The following is a 25564-nucleotide window of genomic DNA, read 5'->3' as shown; positions in this document are numbered from 1 at the left end:
TACCGTTGTTAATCATTGTTTAACAACGGTAAACGGGTGACTTTATGTTGGGTGTTCGCCTGGATGAGCAGCTTGAAAGCCGTCTAAGTGCTCTGGCCGCCAAGACAAAACGCTCTAAGAGCTTTTTGGCAAAAGAGGCTTTGACCCGGTATATCGAGGAAGAAGAGCGCAAGGAGCATGAAAATGAGCTCACTTTGGCGCGTTGGGAGGAGTACCAGGAGACGGGTGAGACTGTAGATAATGACGCCATGATGGATTGGCTCGAATCCTGGGGTACGGATCAGGAGAAGTCATGCCCCGTGAAATAGTCTGGCTGCCGGACGCATCCAAAGATATTGCCCGCCTTAGAAACTTTCTTAAATCCCAAAACCCCCTCGCCGCACAGCGGGCGTCCCAGCGAATTGTTGAAGGCGTGAGGATTCTGCAAGATAACCCGGAAGCTGGAGTGCCAGTGGAAAACATGGGCGATTATCGGGACCTCATGCTGACGTTCGGGGCGGGTGAATATATTCTCCGGTATCGGGAAGAAACCAGCAGAATCGTGATTGTTCGTGTTCGACATAGCAAAGAAGAACACTTTTAGCGGATTCTTGACTCATCCAGGGGGTTACTCAGATTTCTATCGCGAACCTCGCGTAAGGATGCTGCCCGTCTATCTAACCTAACGTTTACGTCGAGTCGTCTAGAACCAGAACGATAGATAAAATCGGATCACGTTGGCATCAAACTGATACAGAGGTTCTTCCCCGGCGGCGTAGTCGTCGGGGGAAACCCGGACATCGCGAAAGTCTTCGTAGTCAAAACGGATGTGGTCCCAATAGAGGTTGATGCTGCTGCGTTCAAAACCCGGGATGGCGAAGCGCGGTAAATTATAGGTGGCACCCAAGCCAATCGTATTGGAGCTGAAGGGCCCCATTTCCTTATCGCGGGCCAGGTAGTTCTGGGCGTCGCGGAAGTCGTACAGATCCGAGTAAAAGTCCGCGCCGGTCTGATCGTAGTGGCGCAACTTCAACTCGAACAACCAGTTGTCGTCGTGACTGTGGGTGTAGCGCAGCTCACCGGTGTGGGCTTCGATCGCCCAGTTGTCCTGAAAGTATCGGTACTCCCCGCGCAGGGCGGAGCGGCGGTTGGGCAGGTGGTAAATGGCCCGCAGACCGAAGGCGTCGCTGTTGCGGGTGTTGGGGTAGACCTCCGGTTGATAGCTATAGCCACGGGCGCTACTGGAGTCCCGGTAGCGCACCTGCCGATACGCATTGTTCAGAAAACCTTCGTCAATGACCGCTTCATAACTGAACGCGGCAATCAGGTCGGTGCGCAGAATCTGGGTCAGGGTCAGTCCGTAGCGGCGGCGCTCCAGATGCTCTTCAAAGTCCGGTCGATCGTTGCGACCGATTACATCGTCGCCGTAGCTGGTGGTGAGGCTGACGGTGGTCAGGTCGCCAAAAAAAGTCTGGGTGATACCGAAGCTGACGGTTTCCGCGTCGTAATCATTTTCTTGGCTGGTAGCGTAGCCGGCGCTGATCAAGGTGCGGTCGTTCAGGTAGTCGATGCCGGCATTGTATTCGGTGCGCTCTTCGGCGTAGGGGCTGGCGGCAGAGTTGACGTCCACCCCAGCGGCTTCCACATCAATGGACGCGCCGCTGACGGTATCGACGTAATACTTACCGGACACCGAGACCGATTCGCCAATGCTTTTGCGCACCAACACCGAAGGCCCGTCAATCTTGACGCCGCCCCCATCGTAGCTGTGATACAGAACATCGATGCGCTCTTCGGGCAGTACGGACGCCCCGGCGGTGCCGGCAAAACACCCGACAGCCAGTAGCGCCAGCCAGTGCCTTGCCCGCGTGCGCGATCGATCAGTTGCAGCCACAGCCGCCTCCCGCACTGCCATCAGCGCCACGACCGGCCTCCCGGGCGTCGTGCACATGACCCAGATAACTGCTGGAAGCCGGGTCGCGATCAAAGCTCATGATCGGGTCGGCCAGCTTCTGGCGTTCGTAGGGTTGCACCCAGGGCTGCACACTGCAGGCACCGAGCAGAGCGCAGAAAGTGAGCGCGAGGCTGTAGCGAATCGGCTTCATTCGCGAATCAGCTCCCGGATCTGGTCGCGGTACTTGGCTTCATCACCTTCTTTGTAGCCGCGGTTGACGTAGCGCACATTGCCATCGCGATCCACCATCACGGTGGTGGGCATGGCGCTGACCTGGTAGGCGCGGCTGGCGGTGCTGTCGGGGTCGTACAGAATCGGGAAGGTGACGCCGACATCGTCCAGGAATTTTTGCGCGGCCTCGGGGTTCTGCTCGACGTTGACGCCGAACAGGGTGAAGCCGGCCTGCTCGTAGCGGTCGTGCAGCTCTTCCAGCAGCGGCATCTCCTTACGGCAGGGCGCACACCAGGAGGCCCAGAAGTTGATCATCACCACCTTGCCGCGCTGTTCTTCCAAACGAACGTTCTCACCGTTGTCGCTTTTCAGGGTGAAGTCCGGCGCCTTCTCGGCATAAGCCGAGGCCGCGAAACCGAACAGGGCGACCAGTAAATAGTGCGTCAATCTCATGGCTCAACTCCTCTCTTAAAACCCGATCATCATAATTAGAAAAACAGCGACACGCCCAGACGTGCCTCCAGATTGTTCACTTCCACCTCCCGGCCGAACAGCTCGTGGGTAAACACGTGGCCGCGCATGCCCAGGTCCAGAGCCAGCCAGTCGGTGGTGTACAGTTTGAAACCGGCGCCCAGATTGTAAGTAAAGTAATCCTGCCCGGCGAACTCGGTATTGCCGGCGCCGCCGATCACATAGGCGCTGGTGTTGAAGCTCCAGTTTTCCGTGAGATAAATCTGCCCCGGCAGGAAATTGTAACCCAGGGAAAGATTGTAATAGGTGTAGTCCCGCTGGTCTTCGGTGAGCAGTTCCACAGCGCCGCTCAGCAATTCATAGCTGGTTTCCCGGGTTTCGGTTTGGGCGGCGTTGGCCTGCAGGAAAATCGCTTCGGTGACATGATAGCTCAGGCTGACCCCGGCCACGGGATTGCTGCCGAAATCCTCCACGCTCATCAGCCCGTAGAACACGCCGAACTCGAAATTCTCGGTGTCCAGGTCGCGCTCGCTGATCCGCCGGCGCTCTTCGTCCGGGCCGACAATATCACCCAGCGGCCCGTCCTGAGCGAGGGCCAGCGGTGCTGTGCTCGCCAGGGCGAGGGCTAGAAGTAGACGTTGAAACCCAGTTGCCATTCGTTAACCTCTTCGTTGGTGTCGCGGCTGGTGAGTATCTGGTGTTGGGTCATTTCCAGGCGCAGAAAAAAGCGCCGGGTCAGGTAGACGTAAGCACCCAGGCTGGTCTGAAACAGGTTGTCTTCCCGGTCCTCGGCTTCCACCAGCGTCGCACTCGGTTGAATCCGGATCTGCCCGGTGCCCAGCCGGAAATAGGGCGAGACCCACCAGTCGGGAAAGGGCTGGTGCATCAACCCGACGCTGGCAATCCGGCTGTCGGAAAACTGCCCGGTACTTTGGCTCAGCCGCAGGTCGGCGGTGAGGTGTTCGGTAAAGCGAAACCCGAGGTTGAGCCCGAGGGAGTCGGCCCCATCAAAGTCACCCCCGGCAAACCCGAGTTCCCAGCGCCGCTCGCCATAGTCCTCGCGACCGGGTGCACGAATGTCGGGGGCCTGACCGGTGCGGTCGAGGGTGTTGGCCAGGCTGTCGACGTGTATCCAGCCGGTTTTGCCGCGTCGGGTGGTGATTTTGATCCAGTCGGTCCGGCGTTTTTCCAGGGTGATGGCTTCGTCTTTTTCGACGATATGAAAGATCGGATAGCCTTTGCCAGGACCCGTATGAACGTCGATATAAGTGGTGGCGACGGTGACTTTCGGGGCGTCGGCGTGGGTAGTTATTGCGATTATCGAAAGCGCTAATGTGAATAGCACTGTAGAGAGCTTTGCGGTGGCTGAACGTCCGGTCCGCTGTGGGGTGAAGCGTTTCAAGACTCGCTGTAAATACATCCCTGTACGCTCCTCACCGCTAGTCCCGCGGGTGAGGGTCTTGAAACGCTTCACCCCACATCGGCCCTCAGTGCGCTGTATCTCACCTCTCTCTCTCCTGTGACCTTGGGCGGGGCTCCTCCCGAGTTTTCTACAGAGTGAGGAGGTCAGGGGCGGGGTATACCCTTCCAGGACCGTAGAGCGCGGGATTCGCGATCCCGAGCGTACAGGGATGTATTTACAGCGAGTCCTGGAAGGGTATACCCCGCCCCTGACCGGACGTGACGCCACATAAAAAGGTTCCTGCTCATGAAAAATAACCAAGTCCCTCATTCGTCGTCCTGTCGCGCCCGGTCAAAAGGGTTATTGTAATAGCGGGCACCGGTGTCGAGCCATTCCCGCAGGAGTCGGAGTTCATCGGGGTTGAGCATACCACGGTGATCGACTGCGTCGGGGGCAGCCAGGTCGTTCGTCTGCTCAAAACGCGCAAAGAACGCGGCGCTGGCAGCGGCTCCGCCTCGGGATAATGGCGGTTGTACCGGCACCGTGGTCAGAATCGGAATCGGGTTGCCGTCGTCATCCAATACCAGCTCACCCTCCTCATCGGTTTCAAACTCCCCGGTTTCCACCAACAGGTCGATCACCGCGCCATCGACCAGCGTCACCTCATCGTCACCATTGAGTAGCTCAAGGTAAGACGTCATCTGGCCGTTGCCTGCCGCATTGCGGGTCAGCTCCAACTGGCCGGCGGGGACCCGAGGCGCATCGTCGGCGTCGAAACGGGTGTGACAGCCCACACAGGTGTGGTCCACGGGCTCATCGAATTCATCCAGGACCAACGTCGCCTGACCCTCGTCGTTTTCCTCGGTCAGCAGCCGCTGACGCTCCCACAGGCTCTGAATATGGTTTTCATAATTGATCACCACCCGGCACAGCGCCGTCCATTGGGTCTGGCAGCCTTCGCTGGTGGGCGGGTAAGTGGCCGAGACGGTCAGGCCTTCGTCAGGGTTTTCGTCGTTGGCGTACTCACGGTAATCGTCCGCCGCCAGGGCGCTGTACAGGCGCTGGTGATCCGGGTCGGGTTCGCGCACCGCCGGGTCGGTCCAGATGTCGGTGTAGCGGATATTCACGTTCGGATTGCGGGGGCCTCTAAAGCTACATGTGTCTGGCTCTTCAGGGTTGCTGCATGTCAGCGCGACTCGTGCTTCGAGCTCGGCCATAGTTTCTCCCATCATGGGGTTTTCAGGCTGACCTTCGATATCAGCAAGTAGAGTATTGGGAAAGGGGAGGCCCTCGGTATCCGCGCCGGTATAAGCGGGTAACGGCCCGCGTTCGGGGTGGCCGTGGGGGACTTCACTGTCGGCGCTGTGGCAGCCCTGACAATTGCGCTGTTCCCCGGGACGCAACTGCAACCAGTTGCGGTGCGGGGGCATGATCCGGGTGCCCTCGGCATCGACGATATCGAAACTGAAGGCGATATCCGCGGGCACCTTGGTCATTACCGAACCGTCGGGCTCGATGGGCACATAGCCGAGAATTTCCAGCAGGCCCCGGTTCTGGTTGAAGCGGTTGCCGAACACCTCGTCGTCCTGGTCGTTCAAGGTATCGTTGTCCGGGCTGGAGACGGCTTTCAGCAGTCGCAGGAAGCGGGCGGGCCGCTCGTCGGCCGTGGTCTGGGCCGGGTCCATCAGCGCGTCGATATCGACGCTCGCCTCGCCGTCCAGGTCGTACACACTCTGAATATGCAGTACCCCGACGCCTTCACTGACCCAGTTGGACTCGCCCACCAGGGGCTCCTGGAAACCGGGTCTCGGGCGGGGTTCCAGGGCGATGGGGTCGGTGACCATCTGGTCCTCTTCCGGCAGCACGACGGGCTGCTGGGTGGGGCCTTCCGGGTCGAACACCCACAGGCCGAACAGCGGTGGGGCGGGTTCGCTGCCCTCGGTGGTCAGCCATTCGTCGGTACAGGGGCGAATCCGGACGCCGTCGTCCTGCTCGGGATCGGGCACGGACACCCGGCAGGGGCTCCAACTGACCAGTAAGCGCTCACTACCATCCTGCATGGGATAGGCCGCGTGGTAGAGCCCGGCGCGGGAGATATCGCCGTTCAGGGGAATGGGTCGATCGGCGAGTGACGTTTGGGCCGGGCCGCCCGCCACACCGTCCAGAGTCTGATCATTCTCGACATGGTTGGCCACATCCACCCGCACCAGGTCTCCGCCCAGCAGCTCGTCTTGTGGCTTGGCAATGGCCAGCAATTGACCGTCCAGTGTCAATTGGGTCGAGAAGAGGGCGGGTGCCTCACTGCCGGCCAGGCTGTGGTAGCCGTAGCGCGGCGCCAGGCCCGTTCCGTCGGGGTTGAGCTGATAGAAGCTCAGCCGGTTTTGCGCGAAACCATCCCAGCGGGTGAACAGCACCCGGCCCTCGACGTCGATCAGCGGCTGCAGGTCGTGGCTCTGGTTGTAGCTGATCTGGTCGATATTGCGCCCGTCCGCATCCATCACGTGGAGCACCAGGGCGTCCTGATTGTCGTTTTCGGTCTGGGCCGCGAACTGGGGTTTGCCGTCGTCAAGCAACACCGCCCGGTTGCGGCTCTGGCGGGTGGAGCTGAACAGGATGCGGTCATCCGGCAGGTACTGTGGGCTGACGTCCTGACCTGCCTCGGCGCTTAGATCGGAGCTGATCACCCGGCGCAGGGACTCGGTGTTCAGGTCATATTCCCAGATATTCCAGGTGGGTTGCTCGTCGTCATCCGCGTCTTCGATCTCCGGCGCCCGCAGGGCAAACAGGAAGCGGTCCCCATCCGGGTGGGGGGCAATGTCCTTTACATCGTAAAGCGCCCCCTCATCGAACAGCCCGGCGGTCAGCTCCCGCCGGCCCGCCGTCGCGGTGGCCCGGTCCTGGAAGTACAGTCGGGCGCCAGCGTTAAACTGGGCCGGCTCGGTCAGTACCTCTGCCAGAATTTCGTCGGAGTCCTCATCCCGGGGGACGGGGCGCAGCACATAGACAATCGGAAAATCCACCACCACCGGGTCCGGTGTCTGACCGCCGCCGCTGTCCTCGCCGGGCCCTACCGGGTCACCCACGCCACCGCCACAGGCAGTGAGCCCGAGGGCCAGAATCGGCAGCAATGTCGCACGTGTAGTGGCACTGAGTGTCATGACGGATGTCCCGGAGCAAAAGCGCCATTATCAGGGCTTTCAGGGCCGACGGAATGGGATCCAGTGCCAAAAAACGGGGTTGAATGCCGGAAGTGTGATCCACTTATCAAAACCCGTGGCTAAACCCGCACGGGAACTGGCTGGCATCACCCCTATAATGGTCTGGAACGCGCGTCAAATGTTACACAAAAACCACCAGACTCCCGCCGGCCAATGTGGCCCGGTCTGGCGGATAAGCACCAATGGCCTTGGGGAATAACCGTGAACAGCACCCGCCAACTTCCGTTACGCGGCGTCATGCGTCTGCGCTCCGTTTTCTGTCTGATGCTGATTCTGGTTGGCGTCGCGGCGCAGGCCGGCCCCCGGGAGCAGGCGCTGCAGATTCACAACCGCATTGCCGGCGTGCCGCCCAGTGAAAGCGTACTGCTGCAAATGGCCGACCTGATCGCTGAGGGAGACGTCGACGCCGCCGTTGAGTTGGCGATGGACAATGAGCATTTTTACAGCGTCACCCTGAAAAACATGGCCACGCCCTGGACCAATCGGGATCAGAGCGTGTTTGCACCGCTCAACGACTACACCGCCACCTTTATCGGCATGGTGCGCGACGGGGAAGACATTCGCGGTCTGCTCTACGACAACGTTCTGTACGTCGGAAGCGCCAGCGGATTGCCCGCCTATGCCAATGACGACAATCAGCATTACGAGGCACTGGAAACCCAGGGCCTGCCGCTGGGCGACCCGGAAGTACTGGTCAAGCGCACCCAGTCGGATGTCAACGGTCTGCCCGCCGAGGCGACCGCCGGGGTGATGACCAGTCGAGCCGCAGCGCGCGCCTTCTTTTACGCGGGCACCAACCGTGCCATGTTCCGCTTCACGTTACTCAATCACCTGTGCCGGGATCTGGAGCAGGTGCACGACACCAGCCTGACCCCGGACCGCATCCGTCAGGATGTCAGTCGCAGCCCCGGAGGGGACAGTCGGGTCTTCCTGAATAACTGCATGGGCTGTCATAACGGCATGGATCCTCTGGCCCAGGCCTATGCCTATTACAACTGGGACTATGATGCCGACGCCGATCCCGAGGGTGAGGACGGCCGACTGACCTACAACCGCGAAGGTGAAACCGAAGCGGAAACCGGCACCCGCGTGGTGCCCAAGTACCATATCAATGCCAATACCTTCCGCTATGGCTACGTGACCATGGATGATCAGTGGGACAACTACTGGCGCGAGGGCAACAACCGGGTGCTGGGCTGGAGTGATGCACTGCCGGGCAGCGGTGAGGGTGCCAAGAGCATGGGCATGGAACTGGCTCACAGTGAAGCGTTTGCCAGTTGTCAGGTGGAAAAAGTCTTTCGCCAGGTGTGCCTGCGCCAACCGGGTAGCCCCGAGGATCACCAGTTGATCGAAACCGCCACCGACCATCTCGCCAACGCCGGGTTCGATCTGCGCCGCGCGTTTATCGACACCGCCGACTATTGCAAGGGAGAGTGATGATGAACCTGATAAAGCACTCTCCAATCATCCTCGGATTTCTATTCCTGTTGGCAGGCTGTGGCTCCGATAGTGGCAGCGACGTCCAACAGAATGTTGACCCCAATCAGGAACCCCCGGCGGCCACCTACGACGGCCCGGCGCCGCAGACCGATGATGTGCAGCAGTTCAAACTGTCGGTGTGGGATCCACTGGCGGTGGAAAACCGCTGTGGCAGTTGCCATGGCACGGGCGGACAGGAACCCACCTTTGTGCGCTCGGACGATATCAATTTGGCCTATGCGGATATCAATGATTACATCGATCTGGAGCAGTCTGCCAATTCCCGTCTGGTGACCAAGGTCGCCGAAGGCCACAACTGTTGGCAGGCCAGTGCCGACGCCTGTGCCGACATCATCGAGGGATACGTAGAGGCCTGGGCCAGTGCCTCCGGTTCGGTCAGCACTCGGGTGGTCTTTGAGGCGCCGGATGATCAGGCCGTCGGCAGCAGTAAAATCATGCCTGCCGAACCTGGCGCTTTTGCCAGCACGGTCTATCCTTTGCTGACCGAATACTGCAGCGAATGTCACACACGCAGCGCACCCACGGCACAGCAACCCTACCTGGGCAGCAGCTCGGTATCTCTCTCTTTCGAAGCGGCGCGCACCCGTATGCGCCTGGATGATCCGGCCGATTCCCGACTGGTGCAACGACTGGGTAACGAGGGCCATAACTGCTGGAGTGATGACTGCCAGAGCGATGCCAGTGCCATGACCGCGGCCATCACCGAGTTCGCCGACAGTATTGCGGAAACCGAGATCAATCCGGATCTGGTGGTCAGTCGGGCGCTCAGCCTCGGTAACGGCATCGTCGCCAGCAGCGGCGGACGGATCGACACCCACATTATTGCCAAGTACGAGTTCAAAACCGGACAGGGTCCCATCGCCTACGACACCAGTGGTGTCGAACCCGCCGCCAACCTCAATCTCAGTGGTGATGTGCAGTGGATGAGCTCCTGGGGGCTTCGCCTGAACAGCAGCGGCAATGACGGAAAGGCCCAGGCGGCCACCAGTGGTAGCCGCAAGCTGCACGACCTGCTCACCGCCACTGGTGAGTATAGTATCGAAGCCTGGGTGATTCCCGATAATGTGACCCAGGGGGACGGCGGTGCGGATACCGCCCGCATTGTCAGCTACTCCGGTAGCAACGATGTGCGCAATTTTACTCTGGGCCAGACGCTCTACAACTACGATTTTCTCAATCGCAGCGGTGAGACCGACGTCAATGGTTTGCCTGCCCTGTCCACCAACGACGCTGACGAACGCCTGCAGGCCACCTTGCAGCATGTGGTGGCCACCTTCGATCCGGTCAACGGTCGACGCCTGTATGTGAACGGTGAGTTTACCAACGATGAGGATCCTCTGGCGGGCGCCGCGCTGGAAGAGTGGAGCGAAACCTTTGCGTTGGTGCTCGGCAACGAAGTGTCCGGCAGTGATTACGCCTGGAGCGGCAGCATCCGCTTCCTGGCCATTCACAATCGCGCCCTGTCGCCCGAGGCGATCGGGACCAATTTTGAGGTGGGCGTCGGTGCATTGTTTTATCTGTTGTTCGATGTCTCGGATCAAATCGGTCTGGATCCGCAAACGGCGTACATCGCTTTTGAGGTACAGCAGTTCGACGATTACGGCTACCTGTTTGCCGAGCCCTTCTTCCTGACTCTGGATGATGACGTGACGGTACCCCCCACTCCGATCAAGGGCATACGCATTGGCGTCAATGGTCGAGAGGCCCCGACGGGTCAGGTATTTGCCGCCCTGGAGACCGAGCTGAGTTCCGAAGCCTTTGTCGAGAGGCGTCAAACCCTGTCCGGCCAGGGTGCCGTGATTGAGTTGCAACAGGGGCCGGACAGCGATCAGTTCTTCCTGACCTTTGATCGCCTGGGGGAGCATGAATTCGTTCGCGTGGAGTCCGAACCGCCAGCGCCGGGCAGTCCCGCTGTGATCGAAGATCAACCGCGCCTCGGTCTGCGCTCCTTTGCCGCGATCAATGCCACTCTGTCTACCGCCACCGGCATTCCGGGTACCACCGCTTCGGTGGCCGGCACCTATGAAAAAGTCCGCCAGCAATTGCCCACCGCCCCGCAGGTAGACGGCTTTGTCGCTGCGCACCAGATGGGGGTGACCCAATTGGCCGTGGCCTATTGTTCGGCGTTGACGGCGGACAGCGACAAGCGCAGCGACTATTACGCCGGATTTGATTTCAGCGCCGGTGTCAGTGGTGCCTTTGATACCGACGGTAGGGCGGCGGTAATCGAACCGTTGCTGAAACATCTGCTCGCCGCCGAAATCGAAGGCGAGCCACTGGCCAGCCAGGCGGATCCGGCGGCCCTGCGCACCGAAATGAATGATCTGATTGATCGGATGGCGACCAGCGGCGGCGACGCCGAGCGCAGCCGTACCATCGTCACCGCCCTGTGCGCGGCGACCCTGGGCAGTGCCCTGACGCTGGTGCAGTAACCGGCTTTCAGGAACTGTTATTGATGAACATTGTTCTCGACCCAACCCGGAGCAACAAGGCAAACCACTATGGCTAAACGACAGGCTCCTCTGCACCCGGATGCACCGCTGCTACTGGATGGTCACCACCGCCCCATGACCCGGCGGGAGCTGATTTCCCACGGCTTCAAAGCCGGGGCCGGTACCATCGTTGGCGGCTCGTTGAGCGGGCTGATCGTCAACTCCGCCCTCGCCCAAGAGGTGAATCTGGCCAACGATATCGAGCAACTGCGCCAGGACTGCGGCATTGCCAGCACCGGGGCGGGCAAGATTCCGTTTATCTGTTTCGATCTGGCCGGGGGCGCCAATATGGCGGGCTCCAATGTGCTGGTGGGCGGCCCGGGAGGGCAACTGGATTTCCTGAGTACGGCGGGCTACAGCAAGCAGGGCCTGCCGGGGGACATGACCCCTCAATCCTCCACCGAGGATTTTGTGAACACCGATCTGGGCCTGGCGTTTCACAGCGACAGCCAGATGCTCGCCGGCATTCTGGAGCGGGCCGGCGCCCGCACGGAGTTGGTCAACGGCTGTGTGATTCCGGCCCGCTCGGAGAACGATACCGGCAATAACCCCCACAACCCCATGTACGGCATCAACCGCGCCGGTGCCAACGGCGAGCTGCTGGCGCTGATCGGCTCCCGGGCCAACGACTCCGGCGGCAACTCCCTGGCGCCTGCCTCCCTGATCAACCCGGAGGTGCGCCCCACCAAGGTGGACCAGCCCAGTGACGTCACCGGTCTGGTGGATACCGGGGACCTGGTCAACATGCTCAGCCAGGAAGATACCGTGCGGGTGATGGAGTCCATGACCCGCATGAGCCGGGCGCGGCTGAACAACCTGAATTTTGGCACCACCGAGGATGAACAGCTCAAGGAGCTGCTGAGTTGTGGCTACGTGAAAAGCGCCGATCTGGCGGCCCGCTTCGGCGACCCGGCCTCCATCGACCCGGAAGCGGACCCGGATATCATCGGCCCCAACGGCATTTTCTCGGAAGCCGAATTCATGAGCGACCGGGAGTTCCGGAAAACCGCCTCGGTCATGAAGCTGGTGGTGGAGGGCCGCGCGGGCGCGGGCACCGTCACCATGGGTGGCTACGACTACCACACCGGCGACCGGGCCACGGGCGAAATCCGCGACCTGCGCGCCGGGCGCTGCATCGGCGCCTGCCTGGAATACGCCGCCCGTAAAGGCGTGCCGATCATGGTCTATGTGTTCAGCGACGGCTCGGTATTCAGCAACGGCATGATCGATGATTCCCCGGAGGGGCGCGGCAAAGGCGTCTGGACCGGTGACAATCAACAGACCGCGGCGTCCTTCTTCCTGGTGTACAACCCCAATGGTCGCCCGCAACTGCTGGAGTCCAATGGTGGTCCGGAAGCGCATCAGCAGATCGGCTACATGCGCCCCAGCGGTGACGTGGAAACCGCCTCCACCCCGGCGGCCAACAACGTCAACCTGCTGGTGGAAACCGTGGTGCTCAACTACATGGCGTTGCACGGTGAGCAGAGCCGCTTTGGCGATGCGGACAAGTTCCCCCGCAATGGCTTGGGTAATGCCGCCATGATGGATCGACTGACGGCGTTCCAGCCAATATGTAACGGCACCATCGATAACCCCGCGTAACTTGAGTGGGATGACGGCGGATGCGCCTTCGGCTTATCCGCGCTACGGCCGAGCGCAGCGGTATAAATCTGCGTAGGGCGGATAAGCGAAGCGCATCCGCCGTTACCAAAATCAATGCAATATCCGTCGGGCGCGATAAGACCGAAGCCCGCATCCGCCGTAAACCAAACCGACACAACAAACTGATCCTGCCTCCTACCCCCACCGTATTGTTTGGGTGACGCTGAATCTCTGCTAATCTCATAGGTGGAGGTGGCAACCCATGAGATGGAATCGACGCGGTTTTACCTTACTACGGCCAGGGCTGCTGCTCTGGCTGGCCTTGCTGATGCTGGGCGCCTTCGGCCTTCAGGCCCAGGAAACGGACGATACGGCGTCCGGCGGCCCCCATGTGGCCGAACTCACCATTGACGGACCCATCGGGCCCGCCACCAAAGACTATATTCTGCGCTCCATCGACACCGCCCATGAAGCCGGCGCCCACGCCGTGCTGATCCGCATGGACACCCCCGGCGGCCTGGACGCCGCTACCCGCGACATGATCAAAGGCATTCTCGCCGCCCCCCTGCCGGTGATCACCTACGTCCATCCTGCCGGCGCCCGCGCCGCCAGTGCCGGCACCTATATCCTTTACGGTAGCCATGTTGCCGCCATGACCCCGGCCACCAGCCTCGGCGCTGCCACCCCGGTCCAGATGGGCGGCCTGCCCACGCCGCCTTCGGGGGAGCAAGAGCCGGTGGACGATGGCAGTGAGGGCTCCGGCGAAGAATCCTCGGAAAAGTCTCCCCAACCCGGTAGCGCCATGGAGCGCAAGGTAATCAATGACTCGGTGGCCTTTATCCGCGGCCTGGCGGAGCGCTATGACCGTAACGCCGACTGGGCTGAAAAAGCGGTGCGCGACGCGGTGAGCCTGACCGCCAGCGAAGCCCTGGAGCAGAACGTGATCGATCTGGTGGCCGACAACCGCGAGGATCTTCTGGCGCAACTCGATGGCCGCGAGGTCAAATTGGAAAGCGGCCCATTCACCCTTCAGACGGCGGATCTGCCCATAGTGAGTTATGCGCCGGATTGGCGCAGTGAGTTACTGGGCATAATCACCAATCCGCAGATTGCCTCGATTCTGCTGTTGATCGGGGTCTATGGGCTGATACTGGAAGGTTATAACCCGGGCGCCCTAGTGCCCGGTGTGGTCGGCATCATCTGTCTGCTGCTTGGGCTCTATGCGCTGCAGGTGTTGCCGGTGAATTATGCGGGGCTGGCGCTGATCGTGCTCGGGGGCATACTCATACTGGCGGAAGCATTCCTGCCCAGCTTCGGGGTACTCGGCATAGGCGGAGTGATAGCTCTGGTGATGGGGTCCATCATGCTGGTGGATACCGACGTGCCGGGTATGGAGGTGTCCTATGAGATTGTGGGTGCGGTGGCCGCTGTGGGATCACTGGTTGTGCTGGGCATTGTCACCATGGTCGGTCGTAGCTTGCGAATGCCGCGCAAGGATGTCAGCCACGCCATGGTGGGTCGGGTTGCGGACGTTACCCAGGTAGGTGAAGAGCATGCAACGGTTCGTATTGATGGCGAGTTCTGGACAGTGTCCAGCGAACAACCACTGAAGCCTGGCGACACGGTGGAGGTGGTGTCGCAGGACGGTTTGCACTTGAGGGTACGCCCTACCGGTCAGTAAAGGGCGGCTGGCACTTTTATCCAAGAACGGAGATTCCCTATGTTATACGAATATTTCTTTGGTCTACTCATCACCTTTGTGGTGTTACTGCTCGCCTATGCGATTCGCATTCTGCGCGAGTATGAACGGGGCGTGGTATTCATGCTGGGCCGTTTTCAGAAGGTCAAAGGCCCCGGTCTGGTAATCATCATTCCTTTCATCCAGACCATGGAGAAGGTGGACTTGCGTACCATCGTCATGGATGTGCCGAGTCAGGACGTGATCAGCCGGGACAACGTCTCGGTGAAGGTGAATGCGGTGGTGTACTTCCGGGTGGTTGACCCGGAGAAGGCGATCATCAATGTGGAGCAGTACTACGAAGCGGTCAGTCAACTGGCCCAGACCACGCTGCGCTCGGTACTCGGTAAACACGAGCTGGATGAAATGCTCTCCGAGCGCGACAAGCTGAACCAGGATATTCAGGAAATTCTGGACCAGAGCTCCGATACCTGGGGCATCAAGGTCAGCAATGTGGAAATCAAACACGTTGACCTGGATGAGAGCATGATCCGGGCGATTGCCCGTCAGGCTGAGGCCGAGCGCTCACGGCGTGCGAAAATCATTCACGCCGAGGGTGAGTCACAGGCCGCGGCCAAGCTGACCGACGCGGCGGTGGAGCTGTCCAGGAACCCCAACGCGATGACGCTGCGCTATTTGCAGACGTTGATTGATATTGCGGGGGAGAAAAACTCCACCATTGTGTTCCCGCTGCCGGTGGATATGCTGGGTAACATTATGGAGCAGTTTAAGTCTAAATCGTAGGGCACCCATGCGGTGCCGTTCCGATATTCATACAGGTCACCCGGGTTTTACGGCACGACATGCGTGACCTGCGTTTGGTAACGGCGGATGCGGGCTTCGCCCTCCGAGGCGTCGGACCGATCCGCCCTACGCGAATCTATACCGCTGCGCTCGGCCGTAGGGCGGATAAGCCGAAGGCGCATCCGCCGTTACCCAAACCGGCGCGTCGAAGCGAAGCGCATCCGCCGTAAACCAATGCTAACCACCCGCCATCACTCATTCTCCTGCCGCGCATACACCTCCACCGCCTCGGTCTCATCAATCACCACATCCACACTGATGGGCTGACAACATACCTGGCAGTCCTCCACATAAGACTGCTCGCTGATCGACGGATCGATCAACAGGGTGATCACTTCATCGCAATACGGGCAGTGGATGTTTTTCTCGATCTGTTCAGACATGATTACCTCCGTAACCAGCGAGCCTATAGCTCTAGGATAGCCTTTCGCAAGCTCAGGTTCCCGGGAGATGCTGTGCTAATTCGCCCAGGACATAAAATCATGTAAGATTCCAACATCACCGCATTAATGGAGAAAACGATGATTCAGGCGACAATCTCTCGATATGCACGGCTTACCCGCCCGTGGGCACTGACCGGAATGATCGCCAGCCTGTTGATGGCTGGTTGCAGTATCGCTCCGGAGAGGCCAGAGTCGGCGGCTTGGCCGGAGTATGAAACCGATGCAGCCCAGGCATTTGCCAGCCAGTGTCGGACGGGGCTGGAGTCTGCTCAGGCCCAACTGGAAAAAATCGAGAATGGACACTATTCGGACAGTACCGACCGCCTGCTAGACGCCATCAACGAGCTGGATATCGTCTCTGATCGTGCCGTTAGTCGCGCCTCGCTCTACTTCAATGTACATCCCGACGCGCAAGTGCGAGAGGCTGCGGCAACCTGCCGCGAACGTGCGGTGGAGCTGTTCAGCAACATCAGCCTGTCGCGCCCTCTATATCAGCAGGTCGCCGACATCGAAATCGGGTCCCTGAACGGGCTGGAAAAACGCTACGTGGAAGAGATGCTGGAGGGGTTCAAACGCTCCGGTGTTGATCGGGACGAAGCGACTCGTCAGCGTATCCGGGCATTGAACGAGCAACTCAACAAGCTCGGGCAGACATTCGGGCGGAACATCAATCAGGATGTGCGCTCGGTGGCAATCAAGGATGCCCATCGCCTGGAGGGTTTGCCCCAGGACTTTATTGACAATCATCCGCCCAATGAGAACGGCGATATTGTCATCACGACCGATTACCCGGATTACTTGCCGGTTATGCAGTACGCGCAGGACGATGAGTTGCGTCTTGAACTTTATCGAGAGTTCCGTCGCAGAGGTTATCCAGACAACGAGCTCGTCTTGCGGGATATCCTGGAGGCTCGATACGAACTGGCTCAGCTGTTGGGTTACGACACCTACGCTGATTATGTGACCGAAAACAAGATGATCAGAAGCGCTGACAACGCCCAGGAGTTTATCGATCAGATTGCTGAAATCGCCAAACCCCGATCGGACGCCGAGTACGACAAGTTACTGGCACGGTTGAGAAAAATTGATCCCAGTGCGAGCTTTGTGGGGGATTGGCAGAAAACCCACTTGCAAGAGCTGGTCAAGAAAGAGCAGTTTGAAGTGGATGCGCAACAAGTGCGTCAGTATTTTCGCTACGAGGCGGTGCGCGATGGCATCTTTGACCTGACCGAGACGCTGTTCGGTGTGACCATCAAACCCTGGGAAACGGACTCCTGGCACGAGGATGTGGAAGCGTACGAGATGTGGCAGGACGACGAATTGCTGGGTCGCTTTTATCTCGATATGCACCCCCGGGATGGAAAGTACAAGCACGCGGCCGCATTCAGTCTTCAAGACGGTGTGAAAGGTATTCAGGAGCCGATCAAAGCTCTGGTCTGCAACTTCCCCGGTGCTGAGGGTCCTGGCTACATGGAACACAGCCAAGTAGAAACTTTTTTGCATGAATTCGGCCATCTGCTGCATGGAATTTTCGCGGGGGATCAACCCTGGTTGTCGTTCTCCGGTATCAAAACCGAGTGGGACTTTGTCGAGGCGCCGTCCCAGATGCTGGAAGAGTGGGTGTGGGACGCCGACACTCTGAAGTCATTCGCTCGCAACAGCGAGGGAGAACTGATTCCCGAGGAGTTGGTAAGGAAGATGAACCTGGGGCGCGACTTCGGACAAGGGCTATTTGCCCGGCATCAGATGTTCTACGCGGCCATTTCCCTGAACCTGTATGATCGTGACCCGGCCGAGGTGGACTTCGATGCGTTGATTCCCGAATTACAGTCCGAGTACTCACCGTTCCCCTTTGTAGACGGTACCTACTTCCACACCAGCTTTGGTCACCTGTACGGTTACTCGGCCATTTACTACACCTATATGTGGTCGAAGGTTATCGCCTCGGATATGTTCAGTGAATTCAAGCGTGAAGGCCTACGCAATACCGAAGTGGCGCGCCGCTACCGCGAAGAGGTGTTAGCGCCCGGCGGCACCGAAGATGCGGCCGTGCTGGTGGAGAACTTTCTGGGCCGCCCTTACAGCTTTGACGCCTTTGCCGAAGAATTGTCGCCGGATGTCGTGGAGGAGGTTGAAGAATGATGGGAACCACCCCGCGCGGTCTGTTCACCGCGCTCGTCTTGAGTCTGGGATTGATCGGCTGCTCAGATAGCGACAATGACGGAGAAACCCCAGTTGAGCGCGGCAATCGCGAACAGATTCTGCATATGGGTAATGGCGATGAGCCGTCGGATGTGGACCCGCACACCACCACTGGCATTCCCGAATACTTCATCCAGAAGGCCCTGTTCGAGGGTCTTGTCAGCAAACATCCGGAGACCCTGGAAGTGGTGCCCGGGGTCGCCGAGAGCTGGGAAGTATCTGAAGACAATCGAGTATTTACTTTCCATCTGCGTGAAGACGCCCGCTGGTCCAACGGAGACCCGGTAACGGCGGAAGATTTTGTCTGGTCATGGCAGCGGGCATTGATGCCGGCGCTCGGCAATCAATACGCCTATTCGCTGTTTGTAATTGAAAATGCTGAGGCTTACCATCGAGGAGAGATCGAAGACTTTTCCGAAGTGGGGGTGAAGGCGCTCGGCGAGCGGACGCTCGAAGTCACCCTGAAAAATCCCACGTCCTATTTTTTGCAGTTGCTGGATCACCACAGCATGTTCCCGGTACATCGTGACACTGTGATGGCTCATGGTGATATGGATGAGCGCGGCACCCGTTGGACTCGTCCCGAAAATTTTGTCGGTAACGGACCATTCACCATCAAAGAGTGGTCACCCGGTCGGGTTGTCGTGGTCGAGAAAACCTCCCAGTATTGGGACGCTGATCAGGTAAAGCTGCAGGAAATCCATTTCCACCCAATCCAGCAGGTCACCACTGAAGAACGTATGTTCCGCTCGGGACAGCTGCACATCACTAATACCATGCCGACGTCAAAAATTTCGGTTTACCGCGAGGGCGACCACCCTGCACTTCGGATCAATCCCTATCTCGGCACCTATTTTTACCTCATCAACACCGAGCGCGAACCTTACGATGATGTCAGGGTGCGTCAGGCTCTGGCGTACAGCATTGATCGGGAGGCTATTGTCAGCAGTATCACTCAAGCCGGAGAGAAGCCCGCCTACGCGCTTACCCCACCGGGTACCCTGGGCTACACACCCCAAGCCAAAGTGCCTTACGATCCGGAACGCGCCCGGGAGTTGTTGGCGGAAGCCGGTTACCCCGGTGGCGAAGGCATGCCTAAAGTGGAAATCCTGTACAACACTATGGAGGACCACAAGAAGATTGCTCTGGCAATTCAGCAGATGTGGCGCCGGGAGTTGAATGTGGACGTCACTCTACGTAACCAGGAGTGGAAAGTGTACCTGAACAGTAAGCGCATCAGTGACTTTGATCTGGCGCGTCTTGGCTGGATCGGTGATTACGTCGACCCTAGTACCTTTCTCGATCTGTTCATAACCGGCGGCGGCAACAACAACACCGGTTGGGGTAACGATCAGTATGATGAGCTGCTGCAGAAAGCCGCCAGGGCCTCAAGCCGCGAAGAGCGTTATGATTACTTTCAGCAGGCCGAAAGCATCCTGATGGAAGAAGTTCCGCTGATCCCTCTGTATAACTACACGACCAAACGGCTGGTGAGCCCATCGGTCAAAGGTTGGCACAACAACATCATGGACTACCACCCCTATAAATATCTGTCTCTTGAACCGGTCAGCGATATGCCCGAGCAGCCGGCGGCGGAGTAGTAGGGAAGCGTTATGTTGCGGTTTATTGTTGGACGGCTGGGGCAGGCGATACCGGTGATGTTGGTGGTGGTGACCATCACCTTTTTTATGGTGCGCTTGGCTCCGGGCGGTCCCTTTGATACGGAACGCGCGGTGCCGCCGGAAGTGATGAAGGCGCTCAATGAGCGCTACAATCTCGACCAGTCCATGGGCGCTCAGTACCTGAACTATCTGGGCGGTTTGCTGCAGGGCGACCTGGGTCCTTCGTTTAAATTCCCCAATCGTACCGTCAATGAAATGATTGCCAGCGGCGCGCCGGTGACTTTCGAACTGGGGCTCTACGCGATTCTGTTTGCGCTGGTCATCGGCTTGCTGGCCGGTGTGGTGGCCTCTTTGCGGGCCAACACCCTGCAGGACTATGTGCCCATGTCGCTGGCCATGGTGGGCATCTGCCTGCCATCCTTTGTGCTCGGGCCCATGCTGGTTCTGGTGTTCGGCATCTGGCTGGAGTGGTTGCCAGTGTCGGGCTGGGGCAGCTCCGCCGGGGACAAGATTCTGCCCTCCATCACCCTGGGCTCCACCTACGCCGCCTATATCGCGCGCATCAGTCGCGGCGGTATGCTCGAGGTGCTGTCACAGGATTACATTCGTACCGCGCGGGCCAAGGGGCTGTCCACTTTTCGCATTGTGACGGTGCACGCTCTGCGCGGTGGCATCACTCCGGTGGTGTCGTTTATGGGGCCGGCCATTGCCGGGCTTTTGGCGGGCTCCTTTGTGGTGGAAACCATTTTCCAGATTCCGGGGCTGGGCCGCTTTTTCATCCAGGCGGCGTTCAACCGGGATTACACCATGGTGCTCGGCATGACCATTTTCTTCGCGGGGTTGATTATCCTGCTGAACCTGATTGCGGATACGGTATTGGTATGGCTCAATCCGAAACTGCGCCCCAACGCTCGCCCGAGTTGAGCGGGCAGGCCCTGGAGTCGGGCAGTTCGCTCTGGCATGACGCCTTTGTGCGCCTGCGTCGGAATCGCTTGGCGATGCTCAGTCTGGTGTTTCTGGTCGCTCTGGTACTGATTGCGTTGGTGACTCCCTGGCTGGCGCCCTACAGTTATCATGAACAGAACCTGGCGCTGGGTGCTAGCGCGCCCTCAGCGGAACACTGGTTGGGCACGGATACTCTGGGCCGGGATCTGCTGACCCGCATCATGTACGGTACCCGTGTGTCCCTGATGGTGGGCTTTATCGCCACGGCGGTGGCGTTGGGCATCGGGGTACTCTGGGGCACCACCGCGGGTTTTCTCGGCGGGCGTGTCGACATGGTGATGATGCGTCTGGTGGATGTGCTGTATGCATTGCCGTTTGCCATCTTTGTGGTATTGCTGACGGTGGTGTTCGGCAGCAGTCTCTTACTGCTGTTTCTAGCCATCGGCGCTGTGGAGTGGCTGACCATGGCACGCATCGTGCGCGGTCAGGTGTTGGGGTTGCGCCGCCAGGAGTTTATCGAAGCGGCCACCGCCATCGGCCTGTCGCGCTGGCGGATCATTACCCGTCACCTGATTCCGAACGCCCTGGGGCCGATCATTGTCTATACCACGCTGACAATTCCCAGCGTGATTCTGCTCGAGTCTTTCCTGAGTTTTCTCGGCCTTGGCGTCCAGGCGCCCCAGAGTTCCTGGGGCTCGCTGATTTCCGATGGCGTGGACACCATGGAGGAGTACCCCTGGCTGTTGATCTTTCCCGGGCTGACTCTCGCTGTTGCCCTGTTCGCCCTGAATTTTCTGGGCGATGGGTTGCGCGATGCCCTCGACCCACGTGTTTCCAAAGACTGAAGCTATGGCACTCTTGTCGGTAGAACATCTGTCCGTTCACTTTCACACCCGCGAAGGCGTGGTGCGAGCGGTGGATGATGTCAGCTTTTCGGTCGAGCCGGGCCAGGTGTTGGGCATTGTGGGTGAGTCCGGTTCGGGAAAGTCGGTGGCCTGCTACAGCCTGCTCGGCCTGATTCCCATGCCGCCAGGGCGTATCGAAAGCGGGCGGGCGGTATTCGATGGCACGGATCTACTGGACTTAAGCGAGAAGCAGCTGCGCGCTGTTCGCGGTCGCCGGATCAGTATGGTATTTCAGGATCCGATGACCAGCCTGAATCCCTATATGCGCATTGGCGACCAGTTGGTGGAGTCCCTGCGGCAGCATCATCGGGTAGACAAAAAGGTCGCGCGGGAGCGGGCCATACTGTCTCTGGAGGAGGTGGGTATTCGCGAGGCGCGCCAGCGAATCGACAATTACCCACACGAGTTTTCCGGCGGTATGCGCCAGCGGGTGATGATCGCCATGGCGTTGATCACCGAGCCGGAACTCCTGATCGCCGATGAGCCCACCACCGCGTTAGACGTGACGGTACAGGCACAGATATTGGAACTGATCAAAGAACTACAGCGTCGCCGAAACCTGACGGTGGTGTTCATCAGCCACGACCTGGGCGTGGTGGCCGGACTGGCGGATCATATTCTGGTGATGAAATCCGGGCAGGTGGTCGAGGCCGGGCCGCCCAGGCAGATTTTCCGCGCACCTGAACACCCCTATACCCGGCAATTGATCGAAGCGATTCCCACCAGTGCCAAACCGGCCGAGGGGGCCTTGGAGGATACTTCCTTTCTGGATGTACGCCAGCTGTACACCGCCTTTCCGGTGTACAAAGGGCTGTTTTTTCCCCGCGAGGTGAGCCGAGTCGAAGCGGTCAAATCGATCAATCTGTCGGTTCGAAAAGGCGAGATCCTGGGATTGGTCGGAGAGTCCGGTTCCGGCAAGTCTACCCTGGGGCGCAGCATCATGCGGCTGGTGGACAGCCAGTCCGGAGAAGTCTGGCTGGATGGCAAGAGCCTGAGCGCCCTGCGCAAAGGCGAGCTGAAACGCGCACGGCGCGATTTTCAGATGATTTTTCAGGATCCCTACGCCTCACTCAACCCGCGAATGACCGTGTTTGACGCGCTGGCCGAGCCGCTCCTGCTACACGGCCTCGCGGATCGGGGCAATCTGCGCGAGCAGGTCAATCAGTTGATGGACGACGTGGGTCTGGACCGGCGGTCCGTGCGCAAATACCCCCACGAGTTTTCTGGGGGCCAGCGTCAGCGGGTGGCCATTGCCCGGGCCCTTGCGGTCCGGCCCAGACTGATCGTGGCCGACGAGCCGGTCTCGGCACTGGATGTCACCATCCAGGCCCAGGTACTGGACCTGTTGCTGGCGCTCACCCGACGCCACGGTCTCACTATGCTGTTCATCTCTCACGATCTGTCCGTGGTGCGCTATCTGTGCGACCGGGTGGCGGTGATGAAGCAGGGCGAAATTGTGGAGCAGGGTGAGACTGAGGCCGTCTTCTCACATCCGAAACACCCCTATACCCGCGACCTGCTGGACGCCATTCCCTCGGTCGACTTTAGTACTGAATCAGTCCAGTAGTCGCGCCACACGTTGGCGCAGTGCCGGCACCACCTCCGCCTCAAACCACGGATTGCGCCGCAACCACAGGTTGTTCCTGGGGCTGGGGTGGGGCATGGGCAGCTTATCGGGCCAGTAGTCCCGCCAGTTGGCCACCCGCCGGGTCAGGGTTTCCCGGCTCTTGCCCAGATGGTAGGCGTGGGCGTATTGGCCGATCACCAGGGTCAGTTCCAGGTTGGGCAGTTGCGCCAGCAGGTGGTGGTGCCAGGTCTGGGCACATTCGGGCCTCGGTGGCAGGTCGCCGGAGCGGCCCTTGCCCGGGTAGCAGAAGCCCATGGGGATGATGGCCAGTTGGGTGGGGTCGTAAAAGGTTTCGCGGTCGATGCCCATCCAGTCCCGGAGCCGGTCGCCACTGGGGTCATTGAACGGCAGCCCGGTATCGTGCACCCGCCGTCCGGGCGCCTGAGCGGCTACCAGGATGCGGGCGTCCGGGTGAAACTGCAGGACCGGCCGGGGCCCCAGGGGGAGTGAGGGGGCACAAAGGGTGCAGCGGCGAACGTCGTCCAGCAGTGGTTGCCAGTCGTTGTAGGATGTTGGCAAGCGAGTACCTCTCTCGGTGGTCTGGGCTCGGGAAATTGTAAAGCCTTTAGCGCGCCCCTGTCGTGCCGGATGGTGGGTTGAGTTTTATGCCAGCCCCGATGGCCTGTGGACTTTTGTGCCCACTTGTTGAAATGTCGGTCACGGGTTGTACGAGATGTGTCCGGCTTCATATTTTTTTCCCGCCAAAAACACGAAGCTACCGTCGATCCCAACCCGTTTCGGCACCAGAGCCGTAAGGCTTTGTGGGATTGTTGTACCCGAAATCGTTATTTAATAATTGACTATAAGAGGGACTATCTATGCGGTACCAATCGTTGTTATTCGGTTCATTTACCCTGATGTTGTCCGCCAGTGTGATGGGGCATGGCGTGATGTCGGAACCGGCGTCACGCAACTGGACCTGTGGCGCCATCACCAAACCTGATACAGCTCCGGCGGGCAGTGCCTGTGCTGAAGCATTTGAAGGTGACTTCCAGGGCGGTTACCAGTTCATGAGTGTGCTCACTCACGATCTGGGTCGTAAAGGTGTGTCTCCGTTGCCGGACAATGTCTGTGGCTTCGACAGTGAGACCTGGCAGGGCGGCGCCACCCCGTGGGACAAACCCATTGACTGGCCCACCAATGAAATCAGCTCCGGGCCTCTGACCATCACCTGGGACATTTCCTGGGGCCCGCACTTTGATGACACCGAAGAATTCGTCTACTACATCACCAAGCCGGACTTCCAGTACGAGGTGGGCAAGCCACTGACCTGGGACGACTTTGAGAGTGAGCCTTTCTGTGACCTCACCGGCTATGACGACACCAACCCCGGCGCCACGCCGAACATTACACCGGAGAAGGGCAGCTCGCTGTTCCATACCGAGTGTGTGGTGCCGGAGCGTACCGGGCGGCATGTGATCTACGGGGAATGGGGGCGCAACTACTATACCTACGAACGCTTCCACGGCTGTATTGATGTGCAGTTCGATGGTGACAATGGGGGCGATCCGCAACCGGATCCGGTCGTGGCTGATCTGACCGCTTCACCGGCAAACAGCGTGTTTGCCGGTGCCGGCGAGATTCAGCTCAGCGCCTCTGGCTCATCTGGCAGCAACCTCAGCTATAACTGGAGCGTCGAAGCCAGCAACAGCGCTCTGTACTCGCTGAGCAGCACCTCGGACGCCAGCACGGTACTGACTCTGGCCGAGCCGCAGTCCGAGAGCGACGTGACCGTTCGGGTTCAGGTGAGCAATGCCGATGGCTCGGACACCGACGCCTTCAGCTTCACTCACGTACCCTCCACCGGCACCAGTTGGGAAGATGTGGCACCGCTGACCAACGCGGCGCAGACGCTCAGCGCGGGCGACGAAGTGCAGTTGCGTCTGGTGACCAACGAAGGCGCGGATGTTTACCTGCCGAGCACACCGTTTGTGGTCGACAATGGTGACGCCGCTGTCTGGACCTATGAGCTCGCTCAGGCCGTCAATGGGGAAAACACCGATGTACGGGTTGGTGTGCTGAACGATGACGGTGACGTCGAGCCGGCTCAGAGCGCCACGGAAAACCGTGTGTACGCGCAAGTGCCGTCCGCCTACAGCGGTGCCTTCCTACAGGTGGACGAAGCGGACGATGGCGACAATGGTGACGGTGGTGACAACGGAAACGGCGGCGTTACTTGCGAGTACGTTATCAATAGCGACTGGGGCTCCGGTTTCGTGGCCGGAATCGTGATCACCAACAACGGTTCCGAGACCATCAACGGTTGGGAAGTGTCCTGGGATTACAGTGGCAACACTCAGGTGACCAATGGTTGGAGTGCCGAACTGTCCGGGTCGGGCCCGTACACCGCGAGCAATATGAGCTGGAATGCGAGTATTGCGCCGGGAAGTTCGGTGGAGTTTGGCTTCCAGGGTACCGGCAGCGCTGAAACACCCGAGGTGACCGGAGATATCTGCGACTGATCACCGGGAGTGTGAGCAAAAAAAATC

At 59.5% G+C, this 25564-nt stretch carries 21 protein-coding genes; 13 read left to right on the top strand and 8 right to left on the bottom strand.

Features of this window, described 5'->3' with window-relative positions:
* Window positions 1-44 precede the first annotated feature (44 nt).
* Window positions 45-308 (top strand): YlcI/YnfO family protein, encoded by a 264-nt coding sequence (locus tag CMG77_RS04885; RefSeq protein WP_286806127.1) that lies wholly within the window; start codon window positions 45-47, stop codon window positions 306-308.
* Window positions 293-583 (top strand): type II toxin-antitoxin system RelE/ParE family toxin, encoded by a 291-nt coding sequence (locus tag CMG77_RS04880; protein ID WP_286806129.1) that lies wholly within the window; start codon window positions 293-295, stop codon window positions 581-583. The genes CMG77_RS04885 and CMG77_RS04880 overlap by 16 nt, the downstream gene beginning before the upstream one ends.
* 99 nt (window positions 584-682) lie before the next feature.
* Here CMG77_RS04880 and CMG77_RS04875 read toward each other — a convergent pair whose 3' ends face one another.
* The 6 genes from CMG77_RS04875 to CMG77_RS04850 form a co-directional block, all read right to left on the bottom strand.
* Entirely contained in the window at window positions 683-1873 is a 1191-nt protein-coding gene (locus CMG77_RS04875) for a DUF3570 domain-containing protein (RefSeq protein ID WP_286806132.1), read from the bottom strand.
* Entirely contained in the window at window positions 1860-2084 is a 225-nt protein-coding gene (locus CMG77_RS04870; RefSeq protein ID WP_286806134.1) for a DUF4266 domain-containing protein, read from the bottom strand. Before CMG77_RS04870 ends, CMG77_RS04875 begins: the two co-directional genes overlap by 14 nt.
* Complete coding sequence (locus tag CMG77_RS04865; RefSeq protein ID WP_286806135.1) at window positions 2081-2557, bottom strand: TlpA family protein disulfide reductase; 477 nt, start codon at window positions 2555-2557, stop codon at window positions 2081-2083. Before CMG77_RS04865 ends, CMG77_RS04870 begins: the two co-directional genes overlap by 4 nt.
* Before the next feature lie 35 nt (window positions 2558-2592).
* A complete protein-coding gene (locus tag CMG77_RS04860; protein ID WP_286806137.1) occupies window positions 2593-3231 on the bottom strand; it encodes an outer membrane beta-barrel domain-containing protein in 639 nt (212 codons plus the stop codon).
* The gene (locus tag CMG77_RS04855) at window positions 3201-3920 is read right to left on the bottom strand and encodes an SH3 domain-containing protein (protein ID WP_286806139.1); all 720 of its coding nucleotides are present in this window, start codon (window positions 3918-3920) and stop codon (window positions 3201-3203) included. Before CMG77_RS04855 ends, CMG77_RS04860 begins: the two co-directional genes overlap by 31 nt.
* Window positions 3921-4303: 383 nt before the next feature.
* Entirely contained in the window at window positions 4304-7135 is a 2832-nt protein-coding gene (locus tag CMG77_RS04850) for an HzsA-related protein (protein WP_286806140.1), read from the bottom strand.
* A 297-nt stretch (window positions 7136-7432) separates the two neighbouring features.
* On the opposite strand from CMG77_RS04850, the gene CMG77_RS04845 reads away from it, so the two are divergent.
* The 5 genes from CMG77_RS04845 to CMG77_RS04825 all read left to right on the top strand — a co-directional run bounded on the left by CMG77_RS04845 (window position 7433) and on the right by CMG77_RS04825 (window position 15271).
* Complete coding sequence (locus CMG77_RS04845; RefSeq protein WP_414673691.1) at window positions 7433-8632, top strand: hypothetical protein; 1200 nt, start codon at window positions 7433-7435, stop codon at window positions 8630-8632.
* A 2-nt stretch (window positions 8633-8634) separates the two neighbouring features.
* Window positions 8635-11127, top strand: a complete 2493-nt coding sequence (locus tag CMG77_RS04840; RefSeq protein WP_286875872.1) for a LamG domain-containing protein — start codon at window positions 8635-8637, stop codon at window positions 11125-11127.
* 69 nt (window positions 11128-11196) lie between these two features.
* Complete coding sequence (locus CMG77_RS04835) at window positions 11197-12789, top strand: hypothetical protein (RefSeq protein ID WP_024461542.1); 1593 nt, start codon at window positions 11197-11199, stop codon at window positions 12787-12789.
* A 262-nt stretch (window positions 12790-13051) separates the two neighbouring features.
* A complete protein-coding gene (locus CMG77_RS04830) occupies window positions 13052-14470 on the top strand; it encodes an NfeD family protein (protein ID WP_286806144.1) in 1419 nt (472 codons plus the stop codon).
* Window positions 14471-14509: 39 nt separating this feature from the next.
* Window positions 14510-15271: a slipin family protein gene (locus CMG77_RS04825; RefSeq protein ID WP_286806146.1), complete on the top strand. Its 762-nt coding sequence runs from the start codon at window positions 14510-14512 to the stop codon at window positions 15269-15271.
* Window positions 15272-15522: 251 nt separating this feature from the next.
* On the opposite strand, the gene CMG77_RS04820 is transcribed toward CMG77_RS04825, so the two are convergent.
* Complete coding sequence (locus tag CMG77_RS04820) at window positions 15523-15714, bottom strand: CPXCG motif-containing cysteine-rich protein (protein ID WP_286806148.1); 192 nt, start codon at window positions 15712-15714, stop codon at window positions 15523-15525.
* Window positions 15715-15852: 138 nt separating this feature from the next.
* Here CMG77_RS04820 and CMG77_RS04815 point away from each other — a divergent pair, with 138 nt between their 5' ends.
* From CMG77_RS04815 to CMG77_RS04795, 5 genes are read left to right on the top strand one after another with little or no spacing between them, the layout of a single operon-like run.
* The gene (locus tag CMG77_RS04815; RefSeq protein WP_286806149.1) at window positions 15853-17916 is read left to right on the top strand and encodes a M3 family metallopeptidase; all 2064 of its coding nucleotides are present in this window, start codon (window positions 15853-15855) and stop codon (window positions 17914-17916) included.
* Window positions 17913-19577, top strand: a complete 1665-nt coding sequence (locus CMG77_RS04810) for a peptide ABC transporter substrate-binding protein (protein ID WP_286806151.1) — start codon at window positions 17913-17915, stop codon at window positions 19575-19577. Before CMG77_RS04815 ends, CMG77_RS04810 begins: the two co-directional genes overlap by 4 nt.
* A gap of 12 nt (window positions 19578-19589) precedes the next feature.
* Entirely contained in the window at window positions 19590-20522 is a 933-nt protein-coding gene (locus CMG77_RS04805; RefSeq protein ID WP_286806153.1) for an ABC transporter permease, read from the top strand.
* On the top strand, window positions 20480-21388 hold the full coding sequence (locus CMG77_RS04800) for an ABC transporter permease (protein ID WP_286806155.1): 909 nt from the start codon (window positions 20480-20482) through the stop codon (window positions 21386-21388). The genes CMG77_RS04805 and CMG77_RS04800 overlap by 43 nt, the downstream gene beginning before the upstream one ends.
* Window positions 21389-21392: 4 nt before the next feature.
* Window positions 21393-23015, top strand: coding sequence for an ABC transporter ATP-binding protein (locus tag CMG77_RS04795; RefSeq protein WP_286806157.1), 1623 nt, complete (start codon window positions 21393-21395; stop codon window positions 23013-23015).
* Here the strand turns inward: CMG77_RS04795 and CMG77_RS04790 are convergent.
* Window positions 23004-23594, bottom strand: a complete 591-nt coding sequence (locus tag CMG77_RS04790; RefSeq protein ID WP_286806159.1) for a uracil-DNA glycosylase family protein — start codon at window positions 23592-23594, stop codon at window positions 23004-23006. The two genes, CMG77_RS04795 and CMG77_RS04790, sit on opposite strands and share 12 nt — an antisense overlap.
* A 299-nt stretch (window positions 23595-23893) precedes the next feature.
* Here CMG77_RS04790 and CMG77_RS04785 point away from each other — a divergent pair, with 299 nt between their 5' ends.
* Window positions 23894-25537, top strand: a complete 1644-nt coding sequence (locus tag CMG77_RS04785) for a lytic polysaccharide monooxygenase (protein ID WP_286806161.1) — start codon at window positions 23894-23896, stop codon at window positions 25535-25537.
* Window positions 25538-25564 lie beyond the last annotated feature (27 nt).

The organism is Marinimicrobium sp., from assembly GCF_002695945.1.
In the GTDB taxonomy this organism is placed as follows: Bacteria; Pseudomonadota; Gammaproteobacteria; order Pseudomonadales; family Cellvibrionaceae; genus Marinimicrobium; species Marinimicrobium koreense.
Note: the sequence above shows the minus strand (reverse complement) of the source record. Positions and strands in the feature narration are given on the sequence as shown.